The sequence below is a fragment of the Streptomyces sp. NPDC045846 genome (genome assembly GCF_056431605.1).
Genome location: NZ_JBWKKJ010000016.1, coordinates 140,673 through 153,045, shown reverse-complemented (window position 1 = coordinate 153,045; position 12,373 = coordinate 140,673). Strand labels below are relative to the sequence as shown.

Genomic DNA, 12,373 nt, shown 5'->3' with positions numbered 1-12,373 from the left:
GACGACCGGCTCCTCCACGGCCCCGTGCTCGGTCATGGTCTCACTCATCAGGCGTCTCCTTGATCATCGGATCCGCCGTCTATTGGACACTCCCGCGCGTCCTTCAGCCGTTTACAGCCGCAGGCTTAGCTTGATCTTTAACGACCGGGGTCGAATTGGTGTGCCCTCGAGCTTGATCGGTGATCGGCGTACGGCAGAGCGGCCATCGTCTGAACATGTGCTCCGGCCGGGACTGTCGTCGGGGGGTGTCGCCAGCAGGGGAATGCCGAGATCGATCTTGACCTCAATCAGGCTTGAGGTTCTACGGTTCTTGTATCAGCGATCATTCCTAGGGGGCAACGCACATGACGACTCAGCACATCTCCGATGCCGAACTCGCCGCTCAGCCGGCTGCGTACTGGACGGGTGTCGCCTACGAGGCTCTCATCGCGTTCACCCGAGCCCAACAGGCCGAACTTGGTTTCACTCAGCCCCAGTTCTGGCTTCTGCGTAACCTCTCGAAGGACGATCTTTCTCCCGACGGCCACGGCATGACCATCCCCGAGCTCCAGGACGCCATGGGCTCTTACATCAGGGCCGAAGACGACCTCAGGGCGGAGGCGGAGGTCCTGCTGGCGCGCGGGTGGCTCACTCGCGATGCCGAGGGACGGCTGTGGATCACCGAGCCGGGCGAGGAGGCTCGTGTCGGTCTCAAGCAGCACGCCCCGGCAATCCGAGCAGGCATTCATCAAGGCATCGATGACGCCGACTACGTCACCACGGTGAAAGTGCTTCAGCAGATGATCCGGAACACCGGCGGCACTCTGGCCTAGGAGCGTGCCTCCGGAAGGCCTCTGGAGGGGGAGCAAGGGCGGGGTCCGACAGTGGTGATCACCGGGGGACCTTGGCCCGGTAACCCGGGCCGAGGACGGTCGCTGAGGAGACAGTCAAGGATGGCTTGCCGGGGTGTGTGCCCAGTCGGCGCCGAGGGCGGCGAGCTGCGCGAGCTGTTGGCCCCTCAACATTGAGGTACGAGGGGACTGTGGCGGGTCAGTACGAGGAAGAAGCGCGCCGAAACTCCAGTACGAGTTCGTGATCTCGACCGGTGGTAACTGGCAAGTTCCGGGGTGGGGGTCCGAGCGCTCGAGTGCCTGGGTAGGGTTGAAGCCCATGGAGAGATGGGGCGCAAGTCTGTATGGGGATCCGTGTGATGGTTGCGGCTTCGAGTGGTCGGTGACCCCGGGGGAAGCGATTCGGGCCGTGGAGGGGCTGCCAGCTCGCTTCCGCGCGCTTGTGGCGGGGCATACGGGATACGAACGGCACCCGGATCTGTCGTGGACGCCCGCCGCGTACGTCAGCCACGTGACTGACAACCTGCGGAACTGGGCTGAACGGCTCGCCGGAGCCCGATTGTCCGGTGCGGTTGACGTACCCGGCTATGACCCGGATCTTGTCGCGCAGGCACGCCACTACAATGCGATCGCTCCAGCCGCGGCGCTGTGGTCCCTGGAACACGCGGTCGATGCCTGGGCTGCATCGGTGACTGCCGCGCTGGAAGAGGGAATCGTGCTGCAGCATGCTACCCGGGGAGCTCAGCGTGCTGAGGATGTCGCACGCAACAACGCCCATGACGGGCACCACCATGCGTGGGATGTCGAGCGCATCCTGCGGCACCAGGCCACCGTGTGAGGCTCGGACGGCCATCACATGATCATCAGGGGTATGCCGGCCTCTGAAGATCACGTGATGGCAGCCGGCCCAGAGCGGAGACATGCCCGCTTCCTGATCTCCCTCGACTCCTCGGGCTGGTCTTCTGTGACGATCGAAAATGGTGCTTCGGTTCCTCGTGGAAGGCGATGCCCGACAAGGGCCTCTTGTAAGGAAAGCGATGCCGGTTCTCCGAAAGATCACAACTCCTGGCCCGCCCCCTTACATCAGCAGCCCTGACGCGTACGCCGAGGGTGAGGAGGGCCGCCCGCTGTCGCCTGTCGGAGCAAGCGCGGGCCAGCGCCAGCGCCCCCATGGCAGGCGACTTCGGCTCTCTGCTCGTTGAAGGCCCGCTTTCATGGCACCGGTCAACTTGCTTGCCCGGGCACGAGTTCGGCACTCGCGGGTCCATTTCCAGCGTCCTAGCGTGTTGATCATTCCCTCACGGACGAGCTCACGCAGGACCGAGCGCCAGACCCACCGAAGCCACGCGTTGAGACCTGCCAGCAGGGCCATACCCGCCCTGCAAGTTCGAAACGTATAGGTGGTCCAAGCAGCGTCAGCGATTGACGTCGACGTTCGTCAGAACGCGCAGTAGACGCGTCGCGCGAGCGGGATCGAACGGAGTTTGGTGAGCGTCCGCCAGTTGCGTTGGCCGCTCCGAGACCGGGGCGTCCTGACGCGGTTGGTGGATCGCATGCGGAGGCGCGAGCGGGCAGGCGGGCCTTGCAGCGGTGGCCCGTTGGGGTCCCAGGGGTGGAAGGCGGCTAGCGTCGTACTTTGAAGCGCAGGTGCAGCACCCTGTCGCCCTGGATCACCACGTGGGGGTCCTCCAGCAGATGCTGCTCGGCGATGGTGCCGAAGAAGCGCAGGCCGGATCCGAACACCACCGGGACCACGTCCATCGCCACCTCGTCCACGAGACCCGCTTCGAGAATCTGGGCACCCGCGTTGCCGGCGTTCACCGCCACGATCCGGTCCCCGGCGAGTTGCTGTGCCCTCTCGATCGCGGCCGTCACACCGTCGACGAAGTGGTAGGACGCCTCGGGGTGCCAGCCCTCTGGCTTGGGCCGGTGTGACACGACGACCACGTGGTCGCCCGCAGGCGGCCTGCCCTCCCAGCCGTTCACCTGGTCGAACAGGTTGCGGCCCATCACGATGGTGCCGACCGACTCCCAGGTCGACCGCACGTAGTCCGCCGAGGCGCGAGAAACCTTGAACGCGCTTCCCGTCCCGGAGTGGTCGAATTCCTCGCCCTTTCCGAGGACGATCGGCACGTCGCCGCTGAAGTACCACTCGTGCAGGGGGCCCACGTCGCCCTTCGTGTCGGCGATGAATCCGTCCACCGACACCACACTCTGCAGGATCACCGTGCCCACGGGGGCCTCCTCGTCGTCTCCTCGCGTTTGCGCCGCAATTCTCGCGTGGCGGGACGGCCGCGTGAAGTGCGTTTGCGCACATGACCAACTTCTCCTCGCCCGTGGGAAGTTGAAGCCGTCTGCCGCACGAGGCTGTGAAGCACTTGCGTCGGCGCGTGCCGCGCCGCCCGGCAGCCCAGGACGCCAGGTGGCTCCTGCGCCAGTCCACGGCCGTAGCAAGGTGCGAGCGCCTGCCACCTGGCTGCCGTGGAGCTGGGCGGCGGTACACAGCTGGCCGAAATGGCGGCGCGAGGGATAACAGATCGGGGAGGGCGACCACTGCGATGGCCCGGCCGGTCCCGAGGGCGGCGTGTGTTCAACGCCGGGGGTGCTGTGCGGTCATGGGGGTGGTGCGCAGTGCCCGCTGTCCGACGGCGTAGCGGTTCCCCGGCCCAGGCGCGCGCCGTCGGCGCCCATGGGCCAAGCGCCATGCGCCTGTGGGTTCGTGTGGGGCTGTCCACGGCAGGAGGACCGTGCTGGAAGCGCCCGGATGCCGTATTAGAGTCGGTCCATGGCTACCTCTGTCGCTGCTCCCTTGGGTAACTTCGGCGTTGCCCATCTCGCGCTGGACGTCCTCGACGACCTCGCCTCGCCGGTGGCGGGCGCTCTCACCAACTGGGGCGACCAAGAGGCGGCCCGGGCAGTCCTTTACGTGGACACTGATCCCGCCAAGGCCGACACCGCGGTCTTTGCCGAGGCGTACGACGTCCCGCTCGATGCCTCCGCAAACTGTGTCGTGGTGGCCGCCAAGCGCGGTGGCGACACCACGCTCGCCGCGTGCCTCGTCCTCGCCGACGCCCGCGCCGATGTGAACAACACCGTGCGCAAGCACCTCGGTGCGCGCAAGGCATCGTTCGCGCCGATGGAGGCCGCTGTCAACCAGAGCGGAATGGAATACGGCGGCATCACCCCCATCGGCCTGCCGCCATCCTGGCCGCTGCTCGTCGACGCGGCGGTGGTGGACACTCCGTTCGTCCTGGTCGGCAGCGGCCGGCGCCGCGGCAAGCTGATCGCCCCCGGCTGGGCCTTGGCACAACTCCCCAGAGTGGAAGTCCTCCAGAGCCTGGCCCTCTGACGCACCCCGCCGACGGGCTCGCCACCTCTCCCTGCTCACGGCCGCCGGGCGTCAGATCATGTTCGACCCCCATTTCGGCCGCGTGACCCTTTCTCAGAACGAGCAACGCCGCCATGGCGTGCCTGGGGGGCGAGGCCTTGTCCGTGCGCCCAGCACTGTGGTCGGACAAGCGGCGTACCCCGCAGCGGAAGGCTGCCCTGTCCGGGAGTTGGTTCCGGGATCTTGCGCCGTGCCGAGCGGGTGGCCTGGCGCGCGGGAGGATGGGCACGGGCGAGAGGCTCGCCCCAGACGCTAGGCGTGTGGCCATTGTGGCGACGCCGCTCCGCCGCCTGCTCCAGGAATGACGCTCAGCTACAGCTCCGCTTCAGGCGCTGGTTCGCGCTGCGCGCCCTGCGCACGAGAGATCACAGCGGCAGCGAGGACGTGAAGCGGCTGCCCTCCTTCAGGAAGCCGGGGAGGGGCGCGGTGGAAGATCGTGTCGTTGAACCCGGCGTCACGGTGCGCAGGGACTTCCGGCGGCTCGTGATGGATCTTGAGGGGGCACTACGCCCAGTCCACGGCGGAGCCACGTTGGACTTGAATGCGCCCCGACGTCACCTTCTACAGTCGATGGCGTGGAACACAGACAGCCCGACGGGGGAACCGCATGGCGGGTCGGTCAACTGGCCGACCTGACCGGCGTGACCGTCCGAACCCTGCGCCACTACGACCAGACCGGCCTGCTGCATCCCTCGGCCCAGACCGTCGGCGGACGCCGCCTCTATGACCACGCCAACGTGGTCAGGCTCTACCGCATCCTCGCGCTGCGCCGTCTTCGGTTCACCCTGGCCGAAATCCGCTCGCTCCTTGACGACCCGGACTGGGATCTCGCGTCCATGGTGGCCCGTCACGCCGCGGAGACCGACCGGGACCTCGCTGCCGCCGCACGGCTGAGCACACATCTGCGAGCCATCAACCGAGAGATCGCCCGCACCGGCGCAGCCACACCCGAGCACCTGTTCACCATCATGGAGGAGATGACGATGCTCGACAGCCCGATACGCAGCACCACGACGCTGCTGGTCTACGAGAACCTCAGCGACGCACACGCGTACCTGATCGGCACATTCGGACTGACCGCAGGGCCGCTGGAACTCGGCCGCGACGGGCGGGCCGTGCACGGCGAGTTGTTTGCGGGGGACCAGGCGATCTGGCTGCATCCCAGCGGTGACGGCCACCACTCACCCCGCGAACTCGGCGGTGTGAGCAGCATGGTTGTCATAGCCGTCGATGATGCCGACGCCCACCACGCCCACGCCGTGCAGCACGGGGCCGACATCCTCAACGCGCCGACGGACCAGCCCTACGGCGTACGCGAATACGGTGCCCGCGACCTGGAAGGCCACCTCTGGTACTTCCACAGTCCGCTCGGCTGATTTGGTGGGGGAGGGGGTGCCAGTGGCCCGCCACTGACTGCCTGGCACTCGTGGTCCACGGTCTGTACAGTCAGGTGCTGCCCGCCGAAGGGCCCGGGCCATGTGCTCCCGACGTCCCGCCACGACCTGTCACCCCCTCGACACCCACCACTTCGTCCCACAGGCCGACCCCGAGGGCTTCGCCAGGGCGGTTCGCGACTTCCTCAGGGGTATCTGAAAAGCCCCCGTGGCAGCGGGAGTTGAGGGACATTCTGTCGGGGGGCAGGTCCTCCGGACGGTCGAGGGGCGGGCTTACGCGGTGCCATCGAGTGGCGCCGTCGGTCATGGCCTGGCCTGCGGCACCACCGGCCCGCCCTGGTTGTTGAAGATGACGTGTGTGTCCGGCGAGGCGTCGGCGAGTGTCATCAAACCGATCGCGCAGACCACGGCGACGATGAGCAGGACCAGGGCGGCGACCACGCACCGTCGGCGGTACTCGCGCCGCCGCCACCTGGCCTGCTCCTTGCGGTACGACGTGGCGGTGCCGTCGGGCACGGACGCGGCCAGGTCGCTGAGGACGGATCGGAGCACCTCTTCCGTTTTCATGCTCACCGGGATTGCTCCTTCATCACGCTCGTCAGTTTCGCCATGCCCCGTGCCGTATGCGACTTGACCGCTCCGGGGGAGATCCGCATCGTCTCGGCGATCTCCGTCTCCTTGAGGTCGAGCCAGTATTTCAACACGAGTGCCTGCCGCTGGCGGGAGGACAGGGTGCGCAGCGCGGCGACCAGGGCACGCTGGTCGTCGTCGAGCAGCACCTGCTGCTCGGCGGAGCGGACGAGGCCGTCGCGCTCGGCGTAGGTGTGGCGGCGCACTACTTTGATGCGGCGGATCCGCATCCGGCTCAGATTGCAGACGATGGAGCGCAGGTAACCGGCGGCGGCCTCGGGCGTCTTGAGCTTCGCCCAGCGGCAGTGCAGTTGGTAGAAGGCCTCCGACACGATGTCCTCGGCGTCCTGTTCGGCGCCGAGCAGCACCGCCAGGCGCAGCAGCCGGGCGTAGTGCTCGTCGAAGAGTTGGGCGATGGCGACTTCCCGGTCGGCGTCGCGCAGGTCGAGGGTGCTGTCCTTGGGGGCGGCCGGGGCGCCGGTCGGTATCCGGTCGGGCAGGGTGGGTTCGGCCGGGCGGGGGCGGAGGGCGCCAGGCCGTGGGAGGAGGGGGTTCACGCGAGAGGTTCCTCAATCATTCGACGACGAAGGCGTATTTGGAGCCGCGGCGTTCCCAGGCCGCGCCGTCGGCGGTGACGTCCGTGCCCCGCGGGACCTTGAGCGCGTCGAGGACGGGGGTGAGCACTGACGCGACGGCGAGGTTCAGGGCCAGAGCGGTCACGGCGACGTAGACCGGGGCGTGCAGTGCTCCGATGCCGACATCGACGACGGAGGAGAAACGGCCGAGGCCCAGAAAGGCGGTACCGGCGACCATGCCGGTGGCCCAGCCGAGGAACAGGGCGCGCCGGTGGAAGAAGCGGGTGAACAGGGACAGGGCGACGGTGGGCAGGAGTTGGAGGATCCAAACTCCGCCGAGGAGATGGAGGTTGACAGCGTCCTGGGGCTTCATGAGGAGGGCGAAGGCGACGGCTCCGGCCATGATGACGAGGACGGGTCCGCGGGCGGCGCGGACCTCGTGCTTGGGGGTGGCGGTCGGGTTGAGGTATTCGACGTAGACATTGCGCACGAACAGCATGGCCATGCTCATCGCCATCAGGACGGCGGGCAGCAGCCCGGCTACGGCGATGGCGCCGAACAACAGCCCCGCGAGCCAGTGGGGGGCGAGTTGGCCGATGAGCATGGGTACGGCGAGCTCACCGTGGCCGGCCTGGGTCTGCACTTTGGCGGCGAGCGCCGCGACGCCGAGGAACGCCCAGAGTCCGAGGGTCATGCTCCAGGCGGGCAGGTAGGTGGTGGCGGCGCGCAGCGTGTGTTTGGAACGGCTGGCCATGGCGGCGACGAGGACCTGGGGGTACATGAGCTGGGCGAGGGCGGACCCGACGGCCAGGGTGGCGTACGCGCTGAATCCCTGCATGGGGACGCCGAACGGCTGTCCCGAGGCCTTCCCGCGCAGCGCGGCCAGTGTGAAGACCTGGCCGGGCGGGCCGAGTCGGTGCAGCGCTAGGGCGAGAAGGACGATGACCGCGGCGCCGATGAGCCCGGCTTTGACAAAGGAGACGCGGGCGCAGGCGCGCAGGCCTCCGGGGTGGGTGACCAGGGCGAACAGCAGGAAGAGCAGGGTGAGTACGGCGCAGCCGGCCACGCCCGTGGGGGTGAGGCCCATGGCTTTGAGGACGGCGGTCAGGCCGACGACCTGGAGACCGAGGTACGGCATCGTGGCGAGGATGCCGGTGAGCGCGGTGGCGAGGGCGAGCGGATGCGAGCCGTGCCGGGCGCGTACGTAGTCGGCGACCGTGACCAGGTCGTGCCGGGCGGCCACATCACGCAGCCGGGGCAGCAGGATCATGATCAGCGGCGACAGCATCATCGTGTACACGAGGGCGTACAGGGCGAGTCCGCCGGTGCCGAAGACCAGGCCGGGTACGGCGATGTAGGTGTACGAGGTGTAGACGGTGCCCCCGAGCAGGAGGCAGGTCGCGGTGGTCCCCAGCCCGCGCCCGCCCAGGGCCCAGCGGGCGGGGTGGGGGAGTTCGTCGTGGGATGGTCTGCGGACTCCGGCCAGCAGCGCGACGCCGACGACCACCGTGAAGCACGCTCCGACAGCCTGATTGATAGCGTCCCCCCGCAGCATCAAATTCCATATAGCGGAATATTATTTCCGCTGGACGGCACTTTAGGTCGGCTCCGGGAAGAGCGTCAAGGAAACGCCGACGGCCGTGTGACCCACGCCACTGGGGTGTTGGCCGGTGCGATGTAAACCCCTCGGGCCGGTCGCGCAACCAACATCCGGAGCAGGCGGCGAAGTTACGGCTCGCCGTCCCGCTCGCGGGAGTCCGCCGCGTGTCGCGCGGTGCCGACCGTCTCTTGGCGGCCTCCCACGCCCCCGTCCCCCATCGCCTGCAGGTCGATGACCGCGGGGGCACGTCCGAATCGACATGCACGGGCCAGCGCCGCCGGCCCGTGGCGAGGAAAGGTGCGGTTGTGTCTGCGGAAGACGACCCGGCGGGCGGCAGATCCCCCACAGCGTGGCGCACGGCCGGGGGAGTGCTCCTGCTCGTCCCCGTGGCCGCCGCGGCGGCCACGGTCGCCGTCCCGCCCGACCGGCCGCGGCTGTTCGGTATCCCGCTCTTCTACCTCCTGCACTTCACGATCTGCCTGCTGAGCGTGGCCCTCGCCGCACTGTTCCGGCATCTGAGCAAGACCCGTGACGGCCGCCGACGGTGCGCCGCTGAAAGGTGATTCCCATGGAGAAACAATCCGACCGGGGCCTCGCGCGCCCACCGGGCAACCGCGCGCCCCGCGTGGCCGTCTGGGTCGCCGTGACCCTCGCGGCCACCGCCGCCTGGGCCGTACTCGCCCTGTCCCGCGGCGAGGAGATCAGCGCCCTGTGGCTGCTGGTCGCCGCCCTGTGCTCCTACGCCGTCGCCTACCGCTTCTACGCACGCTGGATCACCCGCCGTGTGCTGCGCACCGACGACACCCGCACGACCCCGGCCGAACGCCTCGAGGACGGCGTGGACTTCGTGCCCACCGGCAAGGGCGTGCTCTTCGGCCACCACTTCGCCGCGATCGCGGGGGCGGGGCCGCTCGTCGGACCGGTACTCGCGGCCCAGATGGGCTATCTGCCCGGCGTGCTGTGGATCGTCGTCGGCGCGGTCTTCGCCGGGGCCGTGCAGGACATGGTGACGCTGTTCCTGTCCACTCGCCGTGACGGGCGCAGCCTGGGGCAGATGGCGCGCGACGAGATCGGCCCCGTCGGCGGGGCCGCCGCCATCCTGGCCGTGCTCGCCATCATGGTCATCCTGCTCGCCGTGCTGGCGCTGGTCGTCGTCAACGCCCTGGCCGGATCGCCGTGGGGGACCTTCTCCATCGCGATGACCGTCCCCATTGCCCTCTTCATGGGCCTGTGGCTGCGGCTGGTGCGACCCGGCCGGGTGCTCGAGACCAGCGTCATCGGGGCGGTACTGCTGCTGCTCGCGGTCGTCGGCGGCAACGCGGTAGCCGAATCGCCCGCCTGGGCACGGGCGTTCACCCTGGCGCCGACCACCCTGGTGTGGCTGCTGGTCGGGTACGGATTCGTGGCGAGCGTCCTGCCGGTGTGGCTGCTGCTCGCCCCGCGCGACTATCTGTCCACGTTCATGAAGGTCGGTGTGATCACCCTGATGGCCGTGGCGATCCTCGTCGCCATGCCCGCCATGAAGACGCACGCCGTCAGTCGCTTCGCATCCACCGGAGCGGGGCCGGTGTTCTCCGGCAGCCTCTTCCCGTTCCTGTTCATCACCGTCGCCTGCGGTGCGCTGTCTGGCTTCCACGCCCTCATCTCCTCGGGCACCACACCCAAACTGATCCAGCGGGAGTCCCACATCCGCATGATCGGGTACGGCGGCATGCTGACCGAGTCGTTCGTCGCCGTGATGGCGCTGATCGCGGCGTGCGTGCTGGAGCCCGGCCTCTACTACGCCGTCAACTCCCCGGCCGGGCTGCTCGGACCGACCGCCGAGACCGCCGCCGAGGCGGTGCGCCACCTCGGCTTCACCCTCAGCCCCGCCGATCTGCACCAGGTGGCCGCGGCGGTCGGCGAGGAGTCGGTGCAGGCCCGCACCGGCGGCGCCCCCACCTTCGCCCTCGGCCTCTCCCAGGTGCTCTCCGAGGCGTTCGAAGGCGAGTCCGTCCGGGCCTTCTGGTACCACTTCGCGATCATGTTCGAGGCGCTGTTCATCCTCACCACCGTCGACGCGGGAACCCGGGTAGGCCGGTTCATGCTCCAGGACGCGCTCGGCAACGTGTGGAAGCCGCTGCGCGACGTCAGTTGGAAGCCGGGCATCTGGCTGTGCAGCGCGCTGATGGTGGCCGGCTGGGGTTACTTCCTGCTGATCGGCGTCACCGACCCGCTGGGCGGGATCAACCAGCTCTTCCCGCTGTTCGGCATCGCCAACCAACTGCTCGCCGCGCTCGCCCTCGCCCTGTGTACCACCGTTCTCATCAAACAGGGGCGCCTGCGCTGGGCCTGGGTCACCGGTCTGCCGCTGCTCTGGGACGTCGCCGTCACCCTCACCGCGAGCTGGCAGAAGGTCTTCTCGCCGGATCCGCGCGTCGGCTTCTTCGCCCAGCGCGAGCGGTACACCGACGCCCTGGCGAGCGGCAACGTGCTCGCGCCCGCGCGTACCGGCGAGGACATGCGCCAGATCGTCACCAACTCGACCGTGGACGGCGTCCTGGCCGCCGTCTTCGCGCTGCTCGTACTCGTCGTCATGGCCGATGTCGTCCGCGTGTGGGTCAAGGCCCTGCGCGCGCACGCACCGTTGCCCACCTCCGAGACCCCGCACCGGCCGCGCCCCGAGCCGGCCGCGGAGCCGCGGGCGTTCGCGGCCAACGCCGGTTGAGGACATGGCTGTTGGCGCGCGGAATCTGGACGTGCGCCGCGCGCTACCTGGACGAGGCGTCGGGACAGGCCGAGTTCCGCCGCGTGTGCCGGGCGTACGCGGCCACGACCCCCGACGGCCGGCTCACGGCACGGCAACGCAGGGCCCTGTGGCGCGACCACACCCGGCGTGCCGAGCAGGTCACCAGCCGGTGCTGCTGATCGCGATGCGCGCCACCACGGGTGACCGTCGCCGGACCGGCGGCTCCGAAGCGTGATCCAGGTCACGCCGGGTTTTCGCCGTCCGGCGTAAACCCGGCGCCCCTCTCGCGCAACTGACCAGTGGGGGAAGGCCGCAGGGGCTTTCGCCGACCACGGAGCGGACCAGGAGGAGATGTGGTGCGACCGGTGGAAGTGCTGAGGTCGGGCGAGGGCCCGCCGGTGGTGCTCGTCCACGGTGACGTGCTCAGCGCGCGTACGGCATGGGCCGCGCAGGAGGGGCTGGCCGGACGCTACTCACTGCGCCTGGTCAACCGGCGAGGCTATGGCGGCAGTCCGTCCGTCGCGGGGCAGGACTTCCTGGTCGACGCGCACGACGTCGCCCAGGCCCTGGAGGAGGGGGCGCACCTGGTGGGCCACTCCTTCGGGGCGGTGGCCGCACTGATCGCGGCCGGACATCACCCGGGCCGGGTGCGTTCGCTGACCGTGGTCGAGCCCCTCGTCCTCGCCCTCGTACGGGAAAGACCCGACGCCCGTGCGTTCGTGCGTCGTTATGCGGAGATCACCGAGCGGTGTCATTCGCCGGAGTCATTTCTGGAGGAATATCTTGTCCTGATCGGAACGGCATCGAATTCCGTGGCTCAGGCCATGCCCGCGACACTTCCGCCGAGAATGCGCAGAGCCGTGGTGACGCAGATGCGCGGAAAGAGCCCATGGGAGGCGGAACTTCCGCTGGCGGTGCTGCGCCACGCGCCATTTCCCCGGCTCGTGGTGTCCGGCGGCCATCGCGACCTTTTCCAGTCGGCCGGTGCGGCCCTCGCCCGGGCCATCGGCGCCGAGCATCTGGTGCTGGCCGGGGCGGGGCACGTCGTCCAGACGCTCGGGGCCCCGTTCAACGAGGCCCTGACGAGACTGTGGCAGTCCCGACCCGAGCCGCTCAGCGCCTGATCGCTCCCGCACAGCCGGATAATTCAGCCTTCCCCTTTTAGGGGAGGCTCTGTTCGGCGACCCCGGAATTCCCCTGCGGGAAAGCGGGGTTGACCGATCGGAAT

12 protein-coding genes are annotated in these 12,373 nt (G+C 68.9%); 8 read left to right on the top strand and 4 right to left on the bottom strand.

Annotated elements, in window-relative coordinates:
- Positions 1–344: 344 nt before the first annotated feature.
- Both AC07F3_RS35135 and AC07F3_RS35130 read left to right on the top strand, forming a co-directional pair.
- Entirely contained in the window at positions 345–812 is a 468-nt protein-coding gene (locus tag AC07F3_RS35135; protein WP_479118717.1) for a MarR family transcriptional regulator, read from the top strand.
- A 529-nt stretch (positions 813–1,341) separates the two neighbouring features.
- On the top strand, positions 1,342–1,668 hold the full coding sequence (locus tag AC07F3_RS35130; protein ID WP_479118716.1) for a hypothetical protein: 327 nt from the start codon (positions 1,342–1,344) through the stop codon (positions 1,666–1,668).
- A 785-nt stretch (positions 1,669–2,453) separates the two neighbouring features.
- Here the strand turns inward: AC07F3_RS35130 and AC07F3_RS35125 are convergent.
- Positions 2,454–3,065: a dihydrofolate reductase family protein gene (locus AC07F3_RS35125; protein ID WP_479118714.1), complete on the bottom strand. Its 612-nt coding sequence runs from the start codon at positions 3,063–3,065 to the stop codon at positions 2,454–2,456.
- A gap of 550 nt (positions 3,066–3,615) precedes the next feature.
- Between AC07F3_RS35125 and AC07F3_RS35120 the strand changes: the two genes are divergently transcribed.
- Both AC07F3_RS35120 and AC07F3_RS35115 read left to right on the top strand, forming a co-directional pair.
- Complete coding sequence (locus tag AC07F3_RS35120) at positions 3,616–4,179, top strand: YbaK/EbsC family protein (protein WP_479118712.1); 564 nt, start codon at positions 3,616–3,618, stop codon at positions 4,177–4,179.
- A gap of 614 nt (positions 4,180–4,793) precedes the next feature.
- Complete coding sequence (locus AC07F3_RS35115) at positions 4,794–5,594, top strand: MerR family transcriptional regulator (RefSeq protein WP_479118710.1); 801 nt, start codon at positions 4,794–4,796, stop codon at positions 5,592–5,594.
- A gap of 321 nt (positions 5,595–5,915) precedes the next feature.
- On the opposite strand, the gene AC07F3_RS35110 is transcribed toward AC07F3_RS35115, so the two are convergent.
- From AC07F3_RS35110 to AC07F3_RS35100, 3 genes are read right to left on the bottom strand one after another with little or no spacing between them, the layout of a single operon-like run.
- Complete coding sequence (locus tag AC07F3_RS35110; RefSeq protein ID WP_479118708.1) at positions 5,916–6,185, bottom strand: hypothetical protein; 270 nt, start codon at positions 6,183–6,185, stop codon at positions 5,916–5,918.
- Positions 6,182–6,799 carry an RNA polymerase sigma factor gene (locus AC07F3_RS35105; RefSeq protein ID WP_479118707.1) on the bottom strand — a complete coding sequence of 206 codons (618 nt, stop codon included), beginning with the start codon at positions 6,797–6,799 and terminating at the stop codon, positions 6,182–6,184. Before AC07F3_RS35105 ends, AC07F3_RS35110 begins: the two co-directional genes overlap by 4 nt.
- 16 nt (positions 6,800–6,815) lie before the next feature.
- Complete coding sequence (locus AC07F3_RS35100) at positions 6,816–8,324, bottom strand: sodium:solute symporter family protein (protein ID WP_479118705.1); 1,509 nt, start codon at positions 8,322–8,324, stop codon at positions 6,816–6,818.
- Positions 8,325–8,722: 398 nt separating this feature from the next.
- On the opposite strand from AC07F3_RS35100, the gene AC07F3_RS35095 reads away from it, so the two are divergent.
- From AC07F3_RS35095 to AC07F3_RS35080, 4 genes are all read left to right on the top strand, one after another.
- Positions 8,723–8,980, top strand: a complete 258-nt coding sequence (locus tag AC07F3_RS35095) for a hypothetical protein (RefSeq protein WP_479118704.1) — start codon at positions 8,723–8,725, stop codon at positions 8,978–8,980.
- Positions 8,981–8,985: 5 nt separating this feature from the next.
- On the top strand, positions 8,986–11,124 hold the full coding sequence (locus tag AC07F3_RS35090; protein ID WP_479118703.1) for a carbon starvation CstA family protein: 2,139 nt from the start codon (positions 8,986–8,988) through the stop codon (positions 11,122–11,124).
- An 11-nt stretch (positions 11,125–11,135) separates the two neighbouring features.
- Entirely contained in the window at positions 11,136–11,324 is a 189-nt protein-coding gene (locus AC07F3_RS35085; RefSeq protein ID WP_479118702.1) for a hypothetical protein, read from the top strand.
- Positions 11,325–11,501: 177 nt separating this feature from the next.
- Positions 11,502–12,269, top strand: coding sequence for an alpha/beta fold hydrolase (locus tag AC07F3_RS35080; protein ID WP_479118701.1), 768 nt, complete (start codon positions 11,502–11,504; stop codon positions 12,267–12,269).
- Positions 12,270–12,373: the final 104 nt, after the last annotated feature.

Bases quoted from the DNA above. Each gene is read 5' to 3' on its own strand.
- AC07F3_RS35135 (WP_479118717.1), top strand. From the start codon at position 345: ATGACGACTCAGCACATCTCCGATGCCGAACTCGCCGCTCAGCCGGCT.
- AC07F3_RS35120 (WP_479118712.1), top strand. From the start codon at position 3,616: ATGGCTACCTCTGTCGCTGCTCCCTTGGGTAACTTCGGCGTTGCCCAT.
- AC07F3_RS35090 (WP_479118703.1), top strand. From the start codon at position 8,986: ATGGAGAAACAATCCGACCGGGGCCTCGCGCGCCCACCGGGCAACCGC.